Genomic DNA, 19,288 nt, shown 5'->3' with positions numbered 1-19,288 from the left:
CGCTTATAGGTTCTTGACCATCGTGATGCGGCTCGCGGTGAAGCCCAACTTGCCGTAGAGCTTTTGAGCTGCCTGATTGTGGCCGAAGACGTGAAGTTGAATCACGGAAAGGCCTTGTGCCCGCGCGAAGGTCTCTATCGCATGCAGGGCGTGCGATGCATGCCCTTGATTTCGACGATGAGGGAGGATGTGGAGGTCATATATGAATGCAGATTTCTGTAGTCTATCCATAAGAATCCAAGCATCCCCCAGAAACTCGCTGGTGGCCTGGTTGCGAATCGCAAAGAAGTGGTGGCCCGGGGTATGTAGTCCGGCCGGCAAGAGCCGTTGGAATAAGTCGGTTGCATCGGAGAGTGCAGCGGCAGCATCCCAGTCTCCACTTCTCGTCATGTTCGTGGCGTACTCCCTGACGGAACGTAGGGAGAAGGGAATGAACTCCTTCTCGGTGAATGCGTGAAGCTCAATCATTGCCCGCGGCTCGCGCTTGCGAGTCCCTCGTGGTTTTCATTCCGCTGAGTTGGTGAAAGAGAAGCAGGCTCGCCGCACTCGCAAAGATGATGATCCATGAAAGATTAAGTGGGATATCGGCGCTGATCTTGCTCACAATACCGCTCATGACTCCGGCAGTGGCAAACCGGATCGTGCTACCGGCCGCCGCCGCCGTCCCGGCGATTTCATCGAATAAAGACATTGCTTCGCTAGCCGTTGCAGGCCGGACAAGCACAGTTCCTGCCGTACAGATCAGCATCGGAAAGAGGGCCGTTGCGAAAATGGAGGTATCCCACCGGAGCATGAGCCACATTATCCCGCCTGATATTGTCATAAAAAACAATCCAAGTGCTATTTGACCATGCGTTGATATTTTTTTCGCCACGCGTGTTGCCGCCAAGCCGCCGAGTATATAGGCGCATCCGTACGCCAATAATACTAGGGAGTATTCATAGTTTCCCAGTCCCAACTGGTCTAGAAAAATGGCTGGTGAGATTATAATGAAGGCAAGGTGGCATGAAAATGATAGAGCTCCGATAAGCGAGTAAAGAATGAAGGGCTTATCCATGAATATTCTCAGATACTCGCCGCCGTAGAATAGAAATCCTCCGTGACGCTTCTCTGCCGTCTCCTCGAATCGGGTCTGCGTGTACAGCAACAGGAATGCCGCGATTGCCGAAAAAAGGATGAAACTCCCGCGCCATCCAGAAGAGGATTGCAGCACGGAACCTAGCAAAGGGGAGCAGGCAATATATATGCCGCTGAGCGTTGTTGTGAGGATTCGTATGTTGATGCCTTCGCTCCCTTTGAAGACATCCTGCACGATGGCCTGGGCAAGCAGAAAACAAGCGCAGCCAATCGACTGCAAGATGCGACAGGCAATAAAGCTACTGTAGCGGGTCGAAAATATACAGCCAAGCGCACCGGCGAGTGCAAGCAGCAATCCAATCAATAGCAGCCGCCTTCGTCCGTAGCGATCGGAGAGTGGCCCGACAAATAGTTGAGCTACGGAGAAACCTACTGCAAAAACGCTAATGGATAATGCTATATCGGTCGTGCCGGTTCTGAAATGGCCAGCCAAATCAGGAAACGACGGCAGCATGACATCGAGAGGTATTGCGCTGAGCAGGATCAGGAGATTAAGCAGGATAATCAAGCGCGCTCGCGCGGATGCAGGGCCGGTCATCATCCGCGAAATAAAGTGGCGTCTTGATCAAGTAGCCCACTTCTGGCGAACTCGACGGCATATCTAGGGTCGCTGAAGAAGTTGCATTTCCTAAGTGCGTGCAGTGTGGCAACGGATCCCGCCCTGGCTCTTTTTTGATTTTCAATTTTCGTGTTTCTCTCCATCGAGAGTGTTTTTGCTATCTCTTTCCGCACGCCGACATCGGTAAGGTCATTTATCAGGATGTTGCTGTCCAAGCGAAAACACTCTTGTATTATGGTTGGTAGCTGCAGTGCGCAAAAATCACGCTCCTCTTGTGCAAGGCGATTCCAGATGTAGGAAAACATTTTTATGAAGTACTGGCTGTGCTTTCGTTCGTCCTCAAGATGATCCATTAGCATTGTATAAACCGGTGCTGCAATTGCAGTTTTTCCGATTTTAAGGAATTCTTTTGTGATAACCGTTTCGGAGACAAATCCGATCAAAAACCATCCTAGTTCCGGATGCTGAGAATTCTCAATGAGTTCCTCCAGTCTGGCGATTCTTTGAAATTTTCGCCCGCCCAGGTCTATTCCATAGATTTCTGCGACCTGATTCGAGACATCGGCTGATATGACCGCGTGATAGGCTTCATCAGTGTAGAGGCGAAGCGCGTCCATACGGAGATCGTGAGGGATAGTAACGGGCAGGTAGTTGTGTGCGATGGATTCGGCGGATCTATTCACTATTCTGTGCTCGAGCAATGTGGTGTATTCGAGAAAGGAGATCAGATTCCTTGCGAGAAGTCCCTGTACCTGCTGTGACGTGAGGTCTGCAAGCAAGGGGTGCTTTAGGAACGAGAGCGCGGCTGGGAAAAACCAATTTCCTGATAAAGGCTCGCCGGATTCGCTATTGACATGGCTGCAGTCATAGTTGTACGGTTTCGAGCGTACGGCAGACGATTCATCCCAATGCGGAAAGCAGCTCTGATGCTTATTTTCTTCGCGGAACGTCGCCTTTTTGTCGGTAGGATGACTGGAGATTTTCATATAAGTAATCATTGTTGTTTGCCCAGTAGTGTCTGGCTTATTGGATCCATATCGCCTCCATTACTGTATCCAGATCCGACAAAAAGAAGTACTTGCTCATCGAGCGTGTCAATACCAAGTATCTTTTCGATTTCGCTGTCCTTGAAGGCCGCGGATAACCATGTATTCAAACCTACGGCAGAACTCGCGAGTTGAAAGGTTTGAGATAGGTGTCCGATATCAAGCAGGGAAACGCGATATGCCCTGGAATGACCGTACTTCCACCACATTCTGTCAAAACGGCTGGCAATGAACGCACCAAAGGCAAGATTCTCGGAAAAATATTGGCCGGCTAGCAAGGAGGACAGCGATTCCATATTCTTGAGAGTTCTGACTAGAGCAAGGCTATGGTTCTCCGGATTGTAATGATATATTCCGGGATCCAATGATTCCACCTGATGGCACCATATATAGATTTCGGAGGAGTTCAAACCACCACCTGATGGGCTGCTCCGTCTCTGGCGTAATTCATCAGGAACGAACTCGTTGATTTCTTGTTCGCGATCCTTCATAAAACCGAAGGATGCATATAGTATCGAGCCAAATTTTTCTTTGCTCACTGTTTCTTTGCGGAATTGTCGGCAAGTACGCCTACTCGATAAAGCCTGCCAGAGCGTGCAGTTTTCCAGAATCGAAGTGCTGGGTTTTTCCAGGGGGATAACAACTGGAAATTCTCTCTGCCTAAAGACTGGGATTTTATGTTGCAGCGTTTCATGGCACGTTCTTATATAGTTGGTTGCCCATTCAACGCCATCCTTCGGGTTTACATCTTGGGGGATATCCTTCGTGCCAAGGTGGAATATTCTGGATAGGATGTCCCATCCCCATGGGGGTTCAACAAACGGCTTGTTCGATACCAGATTCTCATTTTGTAGTTCCATATCAATGGAATCGCCGCGTGGATCGAAGGATTGGGTGTAGGCTATCTTCAGAAGACGGTGCGCGTAGTCGGACGCAAGGAGATATTGGTTGTGTTTCTCAAAATCCCAAACGATAATGCCACTGTCTTTTATGATCAGGAATATATTCGGATTGAAATGGGCTTTCATGCTGGTAATTTGAGTCAGGCGCCCGCCGGCGAGCGCCTGGTTGCTATTTACTTCTTCTTCGGTGCGGCAATTTGCGTCCAGTTTGCCATTTTCGCCGTTTCGAGAGTGATCTTCTTCATAAAACCTCCTACAAGTGGTTGATAAGGAACGAATGGCCGCAATGGAGTATGCGGCCACTCCATAATGGCAGGTGTCTTCAAATATGGGGCTGAGAAAAATCTCAAAGTTTCCGGGTCGCAGTTGAGTGCGATCCTGGCGGCGGGACATTCGATGCGAGTGGGTCCTTCGGGATGTGCGGCTCTTGAGGGGCTTGGTGAGGGGGCACCACACTACTAACTGGACGTCGGGAGGTGTGGGGCAGGGCGGCTCGGATGATGGGTCGCCAACACCCGAAGGCTCTTCGAAAAGGACTCGGATGGCGGTCGACGCGGCATGGGACAATAGCCAAGTGGTGTGGGCGGCTGTTCGTCGCTCACTGCGCCCATCAGTTCTCTCTTATTCATGACGCAAGCAAACGGCGAAAGCTGGACCCCCGTACGCAAGGATTTCGTCGAACCCGGCACGCGCTGCCGGCAGCATGTCGGCCGTGGCCGGCATCACGGCTTTGGCAACGGCCAGGCCTATATCCTGCGCGATGCGCTGGGCCACGAGCACCCCTTCGGCGAAGCGTGCGCGCGCGCCGTGCTGGCCGAGCCGGGTTTGCTCGACCTGGTACCCGACTATACGGAGCGCGATGCGGGCCAGCCGGTGCCCGAGCCCACCGCAGCGGACAACGACGAGTTTGAGGCGCCTACCCCTGCGGCGATACGCGCGCGAGCCGCCGCCGGCGGCGGACGCGGCAGCAAGGCCGGCGATGCCGTACTGCGGCGCGCGGCCGCCATCCGCTATCTGGTCTTGCGCATGGAAAAGGTGGCCGGCGTGCCGCGCGTGCAGCCGACCGTGCGGTTTCCCGCGCTGGAAGAGGTCTATCAGGCCTATCTGCAAAGCGGTGAACTGCCGGATGCCCAGGTCAAGCGCATCCTCGCCATCGAGCGCAGCGCGACCACGCCGCCCAAGCTCAAGAGCATCAACCTGCTCGATGTCTACACCGCCCACGTCAAGCTGGAGCGCCTGATCCAGGAGTCCAACCGGCTGGAGCAGCGCAGGTTCCTGCGCAGCATCCATGACTGGCTGGCGCGGCACCTGGTGCTGTCCGCGGCACAGATCGCCGCGGCAGGCATCCAGATGCATCCGCATGCGTTCCGCTCCCTGTTGCTGCGCGAGGCTCCGCCGGCGGATGCCAAGGGCACCAAGGCCGCCAAGGGCTAGCCGCCTGGCTTCGGGTGGCTTCGGATGGCAATACCCGGCAAGTTGGCGTCTAATAGCGGCACTTCCACTCCTCGCCAAGCGCGAAATCTGCTGTCATGTCCCTGCACGCCAGCTTTTCCCGCAGCTATGCCGAAGCCAGGCAAAAATTCCGCGATGCCGCCCAGGCTGCCGGCGCTACCCTGACTGAATTCCCCCATCCCACCAAGCGCGGCTGCGCCGACGAGGAACTCGCCATGGACGTGGCCTGGGTGGGCGATGCCGAGGCCACGCGCTTCGTGCTGGTGACCTCCGCCATGCACGGCGTGGAGGGCTATTGCGGCTCCGGCGCGCAGGTCGCCATGCTGGGCGACGCGGCGTTGCTGCAGGACTACGCCGATGCCGGCGTGGCGCTGTTGCTGGTGCACGCGGTCAATCCCTACGGCTTCTCGCATATGCGGCGCGTCAACGAGGACAACGTCGACCTGAACCGCAATTTCATGGATTTCAGCGCGCCGCTGCCGCAGAACGCGCCCTATGCCGAGGTGGCGCCGCTGCTGCTGCCCGAACAGTGGCCGCCATCCGGGGCGGACCAGGCCTCGCTGATGAAGACGGTGGCGGAGAAGGGGCTGCCCTGGTACCAGGCGGCCGTCAGCGCCGGGCAGTACCAGTTTCCGGACGGGCTGTTCTTCGGCGGCAGCAAGGCCTCGTGGAGCAATTACACGCTGCGCCGCATCCTGGCGCGCTATGGCGCAGGCCGCGAGGCGCTGCGCTGGCTCGACATCCATACCGGCCTGGGGCCGTGGGGCTACGGCGAGCCGATCTACATGGGTCCCGACAATGCGGAGCAGATCGGCAGGGCGCGAGCCATCTGGGGCAGCCATGTGACCTCGATCTATGACGGCTCCTCGACCTCGGCCAACCTCAGCGGCATGGCCTGGCTGGCGGTGCCGGAGACCGTGCCCACCCTGGACTATGCCGGCATCGCGGTGGAATTCGGCACCTTGCCGGTCACCGAAGTCCTGGAGGCGCTGCGCGGCGACCACTGGCTGCACCTGCATCCCGAGGCCGACGAAGGCCAGCGCAACCTGATCCGGCAGGCCATGTGGCATGCGTTCTATGGCGACGCCGACGACTGGCGCGAAGGCGTGGTGGAGCAGGTGCGGGAGGCGGCGGTGAAAGCGCTGTCGGGCTGGTAGGACTGGCGCGGCCGGTCCGTTGCTCGCGGCATCGAGCGTGAAAGAGGCGAGCAAACCCGGGGGCACGAAACGAAGCTGCCAGGATGCGCCAAAATCATCGGCAATGACGACGGCTGTCGCTCGCTCTCCGCTTACGGGGAGAGCGGGCAAGCAGGCACCATGTATCCGAACGCCCCGGCGTCCGGCCTGGCTCAGCCCGGCAACGCCTCGTAAGTCAGCAGGAACACCTGCTCCTCGCCTGCGCTGACCGGCAGCCAGACGATCTCCAGGTCGGGAAATGCCGCTTCCACGTTGGCATGCTCGTTGCCGATCTCCACCACCAGCGCGCCGCCCGGATTCAAGCGGGCCTTGGCGCCGGCGATGATGCGGCGGACCACGTCCATGCCGTCGTCGCCGCCGGCCAGCGCGATGCGCGGCTCGGCCTGGTACTCTGCCGGTAGCGCCTGCATCGAGGTCTCGTTGACGTAGGGCGGGTTGGTCAGGATCACGTCATAGGTGGCGCCGGCCGGTAGCGGTGCGTACAGGTCGCCCTCGTACAGGCTGATGCGGCCTTCCATCTTGTAGTCCGCCACGTTGCGGCGGGCCACCGCCAGCGCGTCGGGCGAGATGTCGACGGCATCGATGCGGGCCTTCGGCCAGACGTGCGCGGCGATGATGGGCAGGCAGCCGGAGCCGGTGCACAGTTCCAGCACCGGGCCGATTTCGGCGCTGTCGCCCACCCACGGCTCCAGTCCTTCCTGCAGCAGTTCGCCAATGAAGCTGCGCGGCACGATCACGCGCGAGTCCACGTAGAAGCGCAGTCCGTGCATGAAGGCTTCCCTGGTGATGTAGGCGGCGGGAACGCGCTCGGTGACGCGGCGCTCGATGACCTTCAGCACGGCGTCGACTTCCTCGGGCAACAGACGCGCGTCGAGGAAGGGGTCGAGCGTGTCCAGCGGCAGGTGCAGCGTATGCAGGACCAGGTAGGCCGCTTCGTCGTAGGCGTTGGCGCTGCCGTGGCCGAAGGACAGCTTGGCTTCGGTGAAGCGCGACACGGCCAGGCGCAGCAGGTCGCGCACGGTGCGCAGGGGGGAGGGGGTAGCCATAGGGTCCTTCTTGTATCTGTTTTGCGGGGCGGTTAAGACGATTGCGTGGTCAGGCTCAGGCAATCAGGCGTTCCAGCACGCCGCGGTAGATATTCTTCAGGGGTTCGATAAAGCGCACTTCCACGTGCTCGTCGATCTTGTGGATGCTCGCATTGGGCGGCCCGAACTCGATCACCTGCGGGCAGATCTTGGCGATAAAGCGGCCATCCGAGGTGCCGCCGGTGGTGGACAGCTCGGTCTTGACACCCGTTTCCGCCGCAATCGCACCGGCCAGCGCATCGGAGAGATCGCCGCGCGCGGTCAGGAAGGGCTCGCCGCCAAGTGTCCAGGCCAGGTCGTAGTCGAGCTTGTGCTGATCCAGGATGGCATGCACGCGCGCCTTCAGGCCTTCTGGCGTGCTGGCGGTGGAAAAACGGAAGTTGAAGTCGATGGTGACGTGGCCCGGGATCACGTTGGTGGCGCCGGTGCCGGCATGGATGTTCGACATCTGCCAGGTGGTGGGCGGGAAGTATTCGTTGCCCTCGTCCCAGCGCTCGTTCACCAGCTCGGTCAGCGCAGGGGCGGTCAGGTGGATGGGGTTCTTCGCCAGGTGCGGGTAGGCGATATGGCCTTGCACGCCCTTCACGGTGAGCTTGCCGGACAGCGAGCCACGGCGGCCGTTCTTGACCATGTCGCCTAGCGTGTCGACCGAGGTGGGCTCGCCCACCACGCAGTAGTCGAGCCGTTCGCCGCGCGCCTTGAGCGCCTCCACGACCTTGACGGTGCCGTCATGCGCGGGGCCTTCCTCGTCGCTGGTGATCAGGAAGGCGATCGAGCCGGCATGGTCCGGGTGGGTTTTCACGAATTCTTCCACCGCCACCACGAAGCCGGCGATCGAGGTCTTCATGTCGGCGGCGCCGCGGCCGTAGAGCTTGCCGTCGCGGTGGGAGGGCAGGAAGGGGTCGGAGCCCCATTGCTCCAGCGGGCCGGTCGGCACTACGTCGGTATGGCCGGCGAAGGCCAGCAGCTTGCCGTCCTGGCCGCGCGTGCCGCGCTTGACGGCCCACAGGTTGGTCACGCGAAAGTCGTCCGGGCCGCTGACGATGGCTTCGCAGGCAAAGCCGAGGGCTTTCAGGCGGGTTTCCAGCACGGCCTGGCAGCCTTCGTCGGCGGGCGTGACGGAGCGGCGGCGGATCAGGTCTTCGGTGAGGGCGAGGGTGGCGGTCATGAGAGGAATCAATGGGTCCAGGGGGACTCGGGTATGGGCGATTTCGGCCGGTTTCGGGCTGGCTCCGGAATGCCTCGGGCGCCGACCGACGCCGACAGGATGCGCCAGCGCCGCTTGCGGTGCCCGAGGGCTGTCACTCCCCTCATGGGGAGAGGGAGCAAGCCGCTGGTGTCCCGGCGAACGGTAGGAACCGCAAAGCCTTAAAACAGACTGGCGTAATTATCCGGCGAAAAACCCACGCTGACACTGCCCTTGTGGGCCAGCACCGGCCGCTTGATCAGCGACGGGCTTTGCTGCATCAGGGCAATGGCGCCGGCTTCCTGCTCGGCGCTCGCCTTGTCGGCGTCGGACAGCGCGCGCCAGGTGGTGCCCTTGCGGTTGATCAGGGTGGTCAGCGGCACATGCGCCAGCCAGCCGCGCAACAGGGCTTCATCCACGCCTTGTTTCTTGAAGTCATGGAAGGTGTAGTCCACGCCGTTGGCTTCGAGCCAGGTACGGGCTTTCTTGACGGTATCGCAGTTGGGGATGCCGTAGAGCAGGACAGTCATGGCGAAATCGGGCCAGCCGGGCGGCTAGCGCAGCAAAAGGTTGAGGGCGACCACCAGGCCGGCAAGGCCAAGCGCGAATCCGGCCATGGCCACCGCCGTCATCAGGCGCAGCCGGCGGTCCAGCCGCGCGGCCTCGCGGCGCAGGGCCTCGATGGTGATGGCGTGTTGCTCGGCCAGCAGCTTGACGGCCTCGGCCTGCTGCATGGCGGCGTTCTCCAGCTCGGCGATGCGCGCAGCCGGGTCGCGCGCGTCCGGGCCGGGCGTGTCGGTGCCGCCATCCTTGCGCCGGCCTTTCTTGATCTTCTCGATGGTCTTGTTGGCCTGTTCGAGGATGCTGGGCAGCAGCGAGAGAACGGTGGTGACAGTGGTCGGGTCCAGGGCCATGAGTCGCTTGCGAAGGGCGGGCCAGCTGCGGCCGGCGGAGGTATCCACTGAGCGGGAACCGTTGGAGAGCGGGGATGGGGGAGCGTTAGCGCTAGCGTTCTGTTCCGGCATGCCGGTCAGACCGGCCGCGCGCTTGCGCGGTTCCGGGCGAAAAACGCTCCCCTTGTCGCCGCGGACGAGATCAGTCGCCGCGCAGCAGGTCGTTCAGGCTGGTCTTGGCGCGGGTTTGCGCGTCCACCTTCTTGACGATCACGGCGCAGTACAGGCTGTACTTGCCGTCCTTGGACGGCAGGTTGCCCGCCACCACCACCGAGCCCGCCGGCACGCGGCCGTAGTGGACCTCGCCGGTTTCGCGGTCATAGATCTTGGTCGACTGGCCGAGATACACGCCCATCGAGATCACCGAGTTTTCTTCCACGATCACGCCTTCGACCACTTCCGAGCGCGCGCCGATGAAGCAGTTGTCTTCGATGATGACCGGATTGGCCTGCAGCGGCTCGAGCACGCCGCCAATGCCGACGCCGCCGGACAGGTGGACGTTCTTGCCGATCTGGGCGCAGGAGCCGACGGTGGCCCAGGTGTCGACCATGGTGCCCTCGTCGACGTAGGCGCCGATGTTGACATACGACGGCATCAGCACGGCGTTCCTGGCGATGAACGAGCCGCGGCGGGCCACGGCCGGGGGCACCACGCGGAAGCCGCCCTTGGCGAAGTCGTCAGCGGTCCAGTTGGCAAACTTGGTCGGCACCTTGTCGTAGAACTGGGCAAAGCCGCCGGCGGACATCGGCGCGTTGTCTTCCAGGCGGAACGACAGCAGCACGGCCTTCTTGATCCACTGGTTGACGATCCATTCCTTGCCTTGCTTCTCCGCCACGCGCAGCGCGCCGGTGTCGAGCTGGCCGATCACGGTGGCCACGGCTTCGCGGATGTCGTTGGGGGCGGACTTGGGCGAGAGGCTTGCGCGGTCTTCCCATGCCTGGTCGATCAGGGCTTGCAGTGCTTGCGTCATATGCGTGTTTTCAGTGGTTGATCGTTGTCTGCGGCAAAATTCAGTATGTGTTTCGCACTTGTTTCAGCATGTGCGGTGCAAGGCGCCCGGCTTCAGCCCAGCGCCTTGCAGAAGGCCACAATGCGGCGCGCGCCTTCCAGGCATTCCCCTGGCGTGGCCACCAGCGCCATGCGCACGCGGTTGGCGCCCGGGTTGATGCCGTCAGCCTCGCGCGCGAGGTAGCTGCCGGGCAGTACGGTGACGTTCTGCTCGGCCAGCAGGCGCGCGGCAAACTCCGTATCCGACAGGCCGGTGCGCGAGACATCCGCCCACAGGTAGAAGCCGGCATCGGGCAGGGCCACGTCCAGCACTTCGGCCAGCAGCGGGGTGACCTCGGCGAACTTGCGTACGTAGGCCGCGCGGTTGTCGCGCACATGGGCCTCGTCGTTCCAGGCCGCCACGCTGGCGCTCTGCACCGCCGGGTTCATGGCGCCGCCGTGATAGGTACGGTATAGCAGGAATTTCTTCAGCAGGGCGGCGTCGCCCGCCACGAAGCCCGAACGCAGGCCAGGCACATTGGAGCGCTTGGACAGGCTGGAGAACATCACCAACCGCTCGAAGGGATGGGGGTCATCGGCGCGGCCCAGCCTGTGGGCGGCCTCCAGCGCGCCCAGCGGCGGCTCGCCTTCCTTGAAGTAGATCTCGGAGTAGCACTCGTCCGAAGCGATCACGAAGCCATGGCGGTCGGACAGCGCGAACAGTTCGCGCCAGTCCTCCAGCGACAGCACGGCGCCGGTCGGGTTGCCGGGGGAGCACACGTAGACCAGTTGCACCCTGGCCCAGGTGTCGGCCGGGATGCGGTCGAAGGCCGGGGCGAAATTGCGCGCCGGGTCGCTGTTGGCGAACACCGGGGTGGCGCCGGCCAGCAGCGCCGCGCCTTCGTAGATCTGGTAGAACGGGTTCGGGCACAGCACCAGCGCGCCGGGGCGGCTGGCGTCGACCACGGTCTGGGCGAAGGCGAACAGCGCCTCGCGCGAGCCGGTCACCGGCAGTACCTGGGTGGCGGCATTCACGGCCGGCAGGCTGTAGCGGCGCTGGAGCCACGCGGCTATGCACTGTCGTAGTGCATCCGAACCGGCCGTTGTGGGATAATTCGCCAGCCCCGCCAGTGCGTCCGACAGCGCCGTCTTGATGAATTCGGGCGTGGGGTGCTTGGGTTCGCCGATGCCGAAGCTGATCGCGGGCAATGCGCCGTTCGGTTTGACGTCAGCCAGCAGCACGCGCAGTTTCTCGAACGGATAGGGCTGGAGCAGGTCTAGGCGGGGATTCACGGTCAGGTTCGGGCCGGTGGGGCCAAGCTCAAAGCCGCCCATTATAGAGGATCGCCGCGTTTTCCCGTGCGCCCGCAGGGGCTTGCCGGCGCGCCGGACGGCCATGGGACGCATCGGCGCGTGCCGGATGCCCCTAAGCGATACCTGACAAAGACAAATACCAACGGGGGGCTGCCTAGCTGGCAGTCTTTTACGCTTTTCATGAGCACATTGCCTGCTTCCGCCAGATCTTCCGCCGCCCATGCGCATGATGCGCATGCCGTCAAATCCACCCTGTCCATCCTGCTGGGCGCCTCGGTCTGGGGCATCGCCTGGTTTCCCTATCGTGTGCTGGCCGGCTGGGGCCTGGGCGGCATGACGGCGGCGGCGCTGGTGAGCGCCATGGCCGCGCTGATCGCGCTGGCTGCCTTTGCCCGCCACCTGGGCGGCCTGCGCTGGTCATGGCTGTTCGTGGCCATCGGGCTGGCGGCTGGCGTGACCAATGCCGGCTTTGTGTGGGGCAGCGTCAACGGGCACGTGATGCGCGTCCTGCTGCTGTTCTACCTGACGCCGGTGTGGACCGCGCTGTTCGCCCGCGTCTTCCTGGGCGAGAAGCTGTCGGCCGCGGGCCTGCTGCTGGTGGCGCTGGCGTTGTTCGGCGCCGGCCTGATGCTGTGGACGCCGGAAGTGGGGCTGCCGCTGCCGACGCACGCCGCCGAGTGGTCAGGCCTGATCGGCGGCATGGGCTTTGCGGTCAACAATGTGCTGTCGCGCCGGGCCGGGCAGCTTTACCCGGAGATGGACGCGCGCCTGCGCACCGTGATGGTCTACGTGGGCTGCACCGCCGTCGGCCTGCCTTGCGCGCTATGGCTGGAGCCGGGCGGGGTGGCGCTGGCGCCCGCGATCGGCTGGGGCGGGCTGGCGCTGATGCTGGGCCTGGCCGCGACGCTGGTGCTCAGCAATTCGGTGGTCCAGTACGGGCTGCAGCGCCTGCCGGCCAACCGGGTTTCCCTGTTGATGCTGTTCGAGATCGTGATCGCGGCGGTGTCGTCGTGGTGGCTGGCGACCGAGACGCTGAGCTGGAAGGAGGCCGCCGGCGGGTTGTGCATCGTGGCGGCCGGCGCCTTGTCCGGGCTGGTGCACCGCGCCCGGGCAGGACGTGCCGGCGAGGACGGCGGGGGCGCAGACCCCGCGCTGCAGCCGCAATAGCCGGCGCGGGCCGCGGCCGGCTCAGTAGAGCATGGCCCGCGAAACCACCGCCACCAGGGGCTTGCGGATGGCCTTTTCCACGCCGGCGTGCAGGTGCAGTGGGCGCAGCAGCATCTTGACCGTCATCTCGATCGGCAGGTTGCGGCGAATGACCGCGCTGACCCTGGAATTCAGCCTGCGCACGTCCTTCTGCGGAATATGCTCGGTGCCGCGCTCGATGCGCAGTACATTGCGCAGTGCAATCTCGGCATCCTCGTTCTTGATTTCCAGCAGGCGCCGCACCAGGGCGCCGAGCACGCGCAGGCGACCAAGCCGCTCTGCATCGTTGAACGTCTTGAAGTAACGGTAGAAGTGCTTGTAGTGGCGGACTTCGTCGTTGGCGATGCGGCGGGTCAGTCCGCGCAGCACCGGCTCGGTGCTGGCCTGTTCCAGCGAGCGGTAGAGCGCCGCGGTGCCGGTTTCCACCACGCAGCGCGCGGCCATTTCGAGAGCCTCGGACGGCTCGAAGTTGTCTACCGAGCAGGTGTGCCGGTATTCGTCGAAAAAGCGTGCATAGCCCCGCTCCCAGTCGAATTCCGGCCAGACATGTTCCACATAGCGCCGCAGCGCCAGGCCGTGCTGCAGTTCCTCGGCTTCCCAGTGCTCGGACAGCCAGCTGGAGGCATCGGCATAGGCCGCATAGTAGCCGGCAAGGTTGCCGGCATAGGTGTCGGAGCCGCTTTCGACGAAGGACGCCGAAACGAGCAGATAGAACAACTCCCGGTCAGGACGCACCTGGGAGACGTCGATCGCCTGGAAATCGATCTCGTCGATGGACCAGGGTGGTGTTTGGTGCGCATTTTCGGCGGTATCGCCGCTCAGGCTTTCGCCCAATCTCGCCGGAATCAAGGCGGTCATGCTAAGCACTCCCAGAGGTGGCGCGAACCGCAGGGTTCACGTTTTGGGCCGGAGACGCCACATGCGCTGTCCGTTGGAACGGCCTGGGCAATGGGCATCAGGGATCACGCCGACAATTTAGAGACTAGCACTAACCCTTGGAAGTTTCCCGCCAACTTCAGCGAGGGGCTCCCGGTGCGCTTCTCCCTGCCGCCGCGGGGTGCGCTGTGACGGGCACCACGGTGTCCCGAGTGTAGGGTGGAGACCGGGCAAGATGCCTGGGAAACGGCGCAATGCGCCTGCGGAAATGCCCTTGGATGACCCCGGAAAGCGCCCGGGCGCGGAAGGCGCGATGGTATGATTAGCGCCAACTATCGGGCACTAACGGCCGGCAGGGGGCGCAATCGGCACGCGCCGTTCCCCCTGGCCCCTTGCGCTGGCGCCCGGCTTTCCTGAACGCTGTATTACGCAAGATACCCCACGACCAACCGTGCGACTGTCCTCGATCAAGCTGGCGGGCTTCAAGTCCTTCGTCGATCCCACCAATTTTCAAGTGCCCGGCCAGCTGGTCGGCATCGTAGGTCCCAACGGCTGCGGCAAATCGAACATCATCGATGCGGTGCGCTGGGTGCTGGGCGAGTCACGCGCCTCGGAGCTGCGCGGCGAGTCCATGCAGGACGTCATCTTCAACGGCTCGACCGCCCGCAAGCAGGCCGGCCGGGCCAGCGTCGAACTGGTGTTCGACAACCCCGAAGGGCGCGCGGCCGGGCAGTGGAGCCAGTATGCCGAGATCGCTGTCAAGCGCGTGCTGACGCGCGACGGCACTTCCTCGTACTACATCAATAACCAGGCGGTGCGCCGCCGCGACATCCAGGACATCTTCCTGGGCACCGGCCTGGGGCCGCGCGCCTACGCCATCATCGGGCAGGGCATGATCTCGCGCATCATCGAGGCCAAGCCCGACGACATGCGGATCTTCCTGGAGGAAGCCGCCGGCGTGTCCAAGTACAAGGAACGCCGCCGCGAGACCGAAAACCGGCTCTCCGACACGCGCGAGAACCTGACCCGCGTCGAGGACATCCTGCGCGAGCTCGGCAGCAACCTCGAAAAGCTGGAGGGCCAGGCCGAGGTGGCCCAGCGTTTCAAGACCTTGCAGTCCGACGGCGAGGAAAAGCAGCACCTGCTGTGGCTGCTCAGGAAGCGCGAGGCGCAGGCCGAGCAGGAACGCCACCAGCGCGCCATCGAACAGGCGCAGATCGAGCTGGAAGCCCAGACCGCGCAACTGCGCCACGTCGAGGCCGAGCTGGAGACCATGCGGGCCGCGCATTATGCAGCCTCCGACAATATGCATACGGCGCAGGGCGCGCTGTACGAAGCCAATGGCGAGGTCAGCAAGCTCGAAGCCGAGATCCGCTATGTGGTGGAATCGCGAAACCGCGTGCAGGCCCAGATCGCCGCGCTGACCGCGCAGCGCGAGCAGTGGCAGGGCAAGGCCGAACAGGCCACCGACGGCCTCGCCCAGGCCGAGGAAGAGCTGGCCGTGGCCGAAGGGCGCACCATCGAGGCGCAGGAAGCGGTCGCCCAGAAGACCGATGAGCTCCCCACGCTGGAAGCCCAGTGGCGCGATGCCCAGGCGCTTTCCAATGAGCAGCGCGCCAGCATCATGCAGGCTGAGCAGGCGCTCAAGCTGGAAGCCGCGCAGCAGCGCAGCGCCGACCAGATGCTGCAGCAGCTCGAGCAGCGCCGCGAGCGCCTGTCGGGCGAGGAAAAAGGGCTCGACCGTCCCGACGAAGTCCGCCTGGAAGAATTGCGCGCCGAACTGGCCGAGCAGGAAGCCGTGCTGGAGGAAGCACAGGCCATCCTGGCCGATTCCACCGACAACGTGCCGCGCCTGGACGGCGAGCGCCGCAGCGCGCAGGAGCGCGTGCAGAGCGAAGCCGCCGCGATCGCCTCGCTGGAGGCCCGCCTGTCCGCGCTGAAGCAGCTGCAGGAAAACGTGCAGACCGAAGGCAAGGTTCAGCCCTGGCTGGCCAGGCACGGCCTGGCCGAACTGCCGCGCCTGTGGAAGAAGCTGCACATCGAGCCGGGCTGGGAAAGCGCGCTGGAATCCGTGCTGCGCGAAAAGCTCGCCGCGCTCGAAGTCTCCAACCTGGACTGGATCAAGTCCTTCCTGTCCGATGCGCCGCCCGCCAAGCTGGCCTTCTATTCGCCGCCGCCGGCCGCGCGCCCGCTGGAAGCGCCTGCCGGCCTGCGCCCGCTGATGGCGCTGGTGCAGATCACCGAGCCCGGCATCCGGGCCGTGATGCAGGACTGGCTGGCCGATATCTATACCGCCACCGACATGGCCTCGGCGCTCGCCGCGCGCGCCACCCTGCCGGAAGGCGCGTCGTTCGTCGTGGCCGAGGGCCACATGGTGGGACGCAGCTCGGTCCAGCTCTACGCCGCCGATTCCGAGCAGGCCGGCATGCTGGCCCGCGAACAGGAGATCGAGAACCTGCACAAGCAGGCGCGCGCGCAGTTGCTGCTGTCCGACGAGGCCAAGACCCAGGCGGTGCGCGCGGAAAGCGCCTACACCCAGGCCAGCGCCGCGCTTGCCGAAGCCCGCGGGCGCAGCGAACAGGCCACCCGCCGCGTGCATGCGCTGCAGATGGACGTGCTCAAGCTGTCGCAGGCGATGGAGCGCTACGCCGCACGCAGCGGCCAGATCCGCGAGGAGCTGGCGGAAATCGGCGCGCAGATCGAAGAGCAGCGCGCCATCCGCGCCGAATCCGAAGCCAGCTTCGAGCAGCACGACGCGGCGCTTGCCGAGATGCAGGCCACGCACGAAGACCACCAGATGGCCTTCGAGGCGCTGGACAGCAAGCTGTCGTCGGCGCGGCACCAGTTGCGCGATTTCGAGCGCGCGGCGCAGGAAGCCTTGTTTGCCGAGCGCAACCTGGCCAACCGCATCGAAGAACTGCGCCGCAATATCCAGACCGCCGGCGACCAGGCCGAGCGTCTTGCCCAGTCGCTGGAAGACGCCCGCGCCGAGCTGGAAACCATCAACGAGCAGACCGCCCACACCGGCCTGCAGGACGCGCTGGAACGGCGCGCCGAGAAGGAAGAAAAGCTCCAGCTCGCCCGCACCGAACTCGACGCGCTGTCGGCGCAGCTGCGCCAGTACGACGACCAGCGCCTGGCCGCCGAACGCAGCCTGCAGCCGCTGCGCGACCGCATCACCGAGCTCCAGCTCAAGGAACAGGCCGCACGCTTGAACCAGGAGCAGTTCAGCGAGCAACTGACCACCGCCGAGGTGGACGAGGCCGCGCTGGCCGAAAAGCTGACGCCGGACCTGAAGCCGTCCTACCTGCAGGGCGAAGTCACCCGCCTTAACAACGCCATCAACGCCCTCGGGCCGGTGAACATGGCGGCGCTGGACGAACTGGCGGCGGCGCGCGAACGCAAGACCTTCCTCGACGCGCAGTCGGCCGACCTGCTGGACGCCATCACCACGCTGGAAGACGCCATCCACAAGATCGACCAGGAAACCCGGGCGATGCTGCAGGGGACCTTCGACCAGGTCAACCATCATTTCGGCGAGCTGTTCCCGTCGCTGTTCGGTGGCGGGCAGGCCAAGCTCATCATGACCGGCGACGAAATCCTCGACGCCGGCGTACAGGTGATGGCGCAGCCGCCGGGCAAGAAGAACTCGACCATCCACCTGCTGTCGGGCGGCGAGAAGGCCCTGACCGCGATCGCGCTGGTGTTCGCCATGTTCCAGCTCAACCCGGCACCGTTCTGCCTGCTGGACGAGGTGGACGCGCCGCTGGACGATGCCAACACGGAGCGCTACGCCAATATGGTGGCGCGCATGTCGGACAAGACTCAGTTCGTCTTCATTTCCCACAATAAAATCGCAATGGAAATGGCACACCAGTTGATTGGCGTGACGATGCAGGAACAAGGGGTATCGCGCATCGTCGCGGTGGATATGGACGCGGCGATCTCGATGGCGGAGGCAGCATGACGCTCCAGACTGCCCTGATTGTTGCAGGCATCGTCCTGCTGCTGATGATCGTGGCCTATAACCAATGGCAGATCCGCAAGTCCCGCCGCCCGCGCGCGCTGCAGCCGGAGGACGATCTGCCGCCGATGCGCGAGCCGGTGGTAAGCCCGGTGGTGGCGCCGGAGGTCAGCGCCAAGCTGCATGAGCCCGCGCCGGAGCATCATCCCGAGCGGCGCGAGCCCACGCTGTCGGCCTCGCCGCTCGACGCCGCTGCCGTGGCGGCGGGCATGGCTGCCAGCTCGGCGGATGCCGACGAAGCCGTTGCCGACGAGATGGCGATCGCCGCGGCGCCCGCGTCTGGCCATGCCGCCGTGCGCAAGCATGAAGACGCCCAGGGTGCCGATGCCCCGGCCAGCCACGCGGCGGCATCGGAACACGCTGAGCAGGACGAGCACGCGGAAGGTGCGCAGCCCAATGCGCACGATGGGAGCGAAGCCGGCGCAACGTCGCCCCGGGAGGCCGCGCCGCGCAAGGAAGCCTACGTCGAGCCGCCGGTACCCGATGGCCAGCCCACGCCGGCGCTGATCGATCCGCTGATCGACAGCATCGTGCCGCTGCACCTGGAGCGCAAGACCTCGGGCGACCGCATCCTGCCACTCACCGGCCGCCTGCGCCGCGCGGGTACCAAGCAGGTGCATATCGAAGGCTTGCGCATCGAGGCCAACGCCTGGGAAGCGGTCACCGCCGGGCACCAGTACGAAGACCTGCAGGTGGCAGTGCAACTCGCCAACCGGGGCGGCGCGCTCAATGCGCTGGAATTCTCCGAGTTCGTCAACGCGGTGGAAGCGCTGGCCGAGGCGCTGGATGCGTCGGCCGAGTTGCCGGACATGAGCGAGACGGTCGCCAACGGCCGCGAGCTGGATGCGTTTGCCGCCGGTTGCGACGTCCAGCTCGGCGTCAATGTGATCTCCGACGGCGCCCCGTGGTCGGCGGCCTACGTGCAGACGGTCGCGACCCAGGACGGGCTGGTCCTGTCGCGCGACGGCACCCGCTTCACCCGTTACCAGGCCAGTGCCGAGGGCGTGCAGCGGGCCTTGTTCACGCTGCAGTTCGGCGATACCAACTTCCTGCGCGACGACCTCACCGCCAAGGCAGGCCGCCAGATCACGCTGTTGCTCGATGTGCCGTCGGCGGCGCAGGTGACCAAACCGTTCAAGACCGTGTGCGAGTATGGCTACAGCCTCGCGCAGCGCATGGGCGCTCAACTGGTCGACGACAATATGCGGCCGCTGAGCGAGGCGTCCTTTGTCGCTATCTTCGGCCAGCTGCAAACACTCTACGACAAGCTCGAGGCGCGCGGCATGCCTGCCGGCTCGACGGTGGCGCTACGCTTGTTCAGTCTCTGATCGGCAATCGGCAATCGGTATTCGGATTCGATTCGGA

The 19,288-nt window shown here is 63.5% G+C and carries 16 protein-coding genes; 5 read left to right on the top strand and 11 right to left on the bottom strand.

The window, feature by feature from the left end; translation table 11 throughout:
- Nucleotides 1-3 precede the first annotated feature (3 nt).
- Genes AC3FOF_RS07670 through AC3FOF_RS07655 form a run of 4 tightly spaced genes read right to left on the bottom strand, consistent with a single transcriptional unit; the run spans nucleotide 4 to nucleotide 4,037 of the window.
- A complete protein-coding gene (locus AC3FOF_RS07670) occupies nucleotides 4-468 on the bottom strand; it encodes a GNAT family N-acetyltransferase (protein WP_276266468.1) in 465 nt (154 codons plus the stop codon).
- Nucleotides 461-1,645, bottom strand: a complete 1,185-nt coding sequence (locus AC3FOF_RS07665) for an MFS transporter (protein ID WP_488726215.1) — start codon at nucleotides 1,643-1,645, stop codon at nucleotides 461-463. Before AC3FOF_RS07665 ends, AC3FOF_RS07670 begins: the two co-directional genes overlap by 8 nt.
- Nucleotides 1,646-1,674: 29 nt before the next feature.
- Nucleotides 1,675-2,682, bottom strand: a complete 1,008-nt coding sequence (locus AC3FOF_RS07660; RefSeq protein WP_488726214.1) for a diiron oxygenase — start codon at nucleotides 2,680-2,682, stop codon at nucleotides 1,675-1,677.
- 8 nt (nucleotides 2,683-2,690) lie between these two features.
- Nucleotides 2,691-4,037: a SagB/ThcOx family dehydrogenase gene (locus tag AC3FOF_RS07655; protein ID WP_488726213.1), complete on the bottom strand. Its 1,347-nt coding sequence runs from the start codon at nucleotides 4,035-4,037 to the stop codon at nucleotides 2,691-2,693.
- 234 nt (nucleotides 4,038-4,271) lie between these two features.
- Here AC3FOF_RS07655 and AC3FOF_RS07650 point away from each other — a divergent pair, with 234 nt between their 5' ends.
- Both AC3FOF_RS07650 and AC3FOF_RS07645 read left to right on the top strand, forming a co-directional pair.
- Nucleotides 4,272-5,078: a hypothetical protein gene (locus AC3FOF_RS07650; RefSeq protein ID WP_276266464.1), complete on the top strand. Its 807-nt coding sequence runs from the start codon at nucleotides 4,272-4,274 to the stop codon at nucleotides 5,076-5,078.
- Nucleotides 5,079-5,173: 95 nt separating this feature from the next.
- On the top strand, nucleotides 5,174-6,253 hold the full coding sequence (locus AC3FOF_RS07645; RefSeq protein WP_017229141.1) for a M14 family metallopeptidase: 1,080 nt from the start codon (nucleotides 5,174-5,176) through the stop codon (nucleotides 6,251-6,253).
- A gap of 191 nt (nucleotides 6,254-6,444) precedes the next feature.
- Here AC3FOF_RS07645 and prmB read toward each other — a convergent pair whose 3' ends face one another.
- The 6 genes from prmB to dapC form a co-directional block, all read right to left on the bottom strand.
- Nucleotides 6,445-7,338: a 50S ribosomal protein L3 N(5)-glutamine methyltransferase gene (prmB, locus tag AC3FOF_RS07640; RefSeq protein ID WP_488726212.1), complete on the bottom strand. Its 894-nt coding sequence runs from the start codon at nucleotides 7,336-7,338 to the stop codon at nucleotides 6,445-6,447.
- A gap of 55 nt (nucleotides 7,339-7,393) precedes the next feature.
- Complete coding sequence (dapE, locus tag AC3FOF_RS07635; protein ID WP_276266461.1) at nucleotides 7,394-8,545, bottom strand: succinyl-diaminopimelate desuccinylase; 1,152 nt, start codon at nucleotides 8,543-8,545, stop codon at nucleotides 7,394-7,396.
- 200 nt (nucleotides 8,546-8,745) lie between these two features.
- Nucleotides 8,746-9,093 carry an ArsC family reductase gene (locus AC3FOF_RS07630; protein ID WP_017229138.1) on the bottom strand — a complete coding sequence of 116 codons (348 nt, stop codon included), beginning with the start codon at nucleotides 9,091-9,093 and terminating at the stop codon, nucleotides 8,746-8,748.
- A gap of 24 nt (nucleotides 9,094-9,117) precedes the next feature.
- Entirely contained in the window at nucleotides 9,118-9,477 is a 360-nt protein-coding gene (locus AC3FOF_RS07625) for a hypothetical protein (RefSeq protein WP_017229137.1), read from the bottom strand.
- Nucleotides 9,478-9,658: 181 nt separating this feature from the next.
- On the bottom strand, nucleotides 9,659-10,486 hold the full coding sequence (gene dapD / locus AC3FOF_RS07620; protein WP_017229136.1) for a 2,3,4,5-tetrahydropyridine-2,6-dicarboxylate N-succinyltransferase: 828 nt from the start codon (nucleotides 10,484-10,486) through the stop codon (nucleotides 9,659-9,661).
- 92 nt (nucleotides 10,487-10,578) lie between these two features.
- Nucleotides 10,579-11,796: a succinyldiaminopimelate transaminase gene (gene dapC, locus AC3FOF_RS07615; protein ID WP_488726211.1), complete on the bottom strand. Its 1,218-nt coding sequence runs from the start codon at nucleotides 11,794-11,796 to the stop codon at nucleotides 10,579-10,581.
- A 201-nt stretch (nucleotides 11,797-11,997) separates the two neighbouring features.
- On the opposite strand from dapC, the gene AC3FOF_RS07610 reads away from it, so the two are divergent.
- Nucleotides 11,998-12,984 (top strand): DMT family transporter, encoded by a 987-nt coding sequence (locus AC3FOF_RS07610; protein ID WP_488726210.1) that lies wholly within the window; start codon nucleotides 11,998-12,000, stop codon nucleotides 12,982-12,984.
- A 21-nt stretch (nucleotides 12,985-13,005) separates the two neighbouring features.
- Here AC3FOF_RS07610 and AC3FOF_RS07605 read toward each other — a convergent pair whose 3' ends face one another.
- Nucleotides 13,006-13,881, bottom strand: coding sequence for a ferritin-like domain-containing protein (locus tag AC3FOF_RS07605; protein WP_346430283.1), 876 nt, complete (start codon nucleotides 13,879-13,881; stop codon nucleotides 13,006-13,008).
- A 469-nt stretch (nucleotides 13,882-14,350) separates the two neighbouring features.
- Between AC3FOF_RS07605 and smc the strand changes: the two genes are divergently transcribed.
- Both smc and AC3FOF_RS07595 read left to right on the top strand, forming a co-directional pair.
- The gene (gene smc / locus AC3FOF_RS07600; RefSeq protein WP_017224591.1) at nucleotides 14,351-17,866 is read left to right on the top strand and encodes a chromosome segregation protein SMC; all 3,516 of its coding nucleotides are present in this window, start codon (nucleotides 14,351-14,353) and stop codon (nucleotides 17,864-17,866) included.
- Nucleotides 17,863-19,251 carry a cell division protein ZipA C-terminal FtsZ-binding domain-containing protein gene (locus tag AC3FOF_RS07595; protein ID WP_488726209.1) on the top strand — a complete coding sequence of 463 codons (1,389 nt, stop codon included), beginning with the start codon at nucleotides 17,863-17,865 and terminating at the stop codon, nucleotides 19,249-19,251. The genes smc and AC3FOF_RS07595 overlap by 4 nt, the downstream gene beginning before the upstream one ends.
- Nucleotides 19,252-19,288 lie beyond the last annotated feature (37 nt).

The sequence above is a fragment of the Cupriavidus sp. 96C5-1 genome (assembly GCF_057798855.1).
This window is presented reverse-complemented; position numbering and strand designations above follow the sequence as displayed.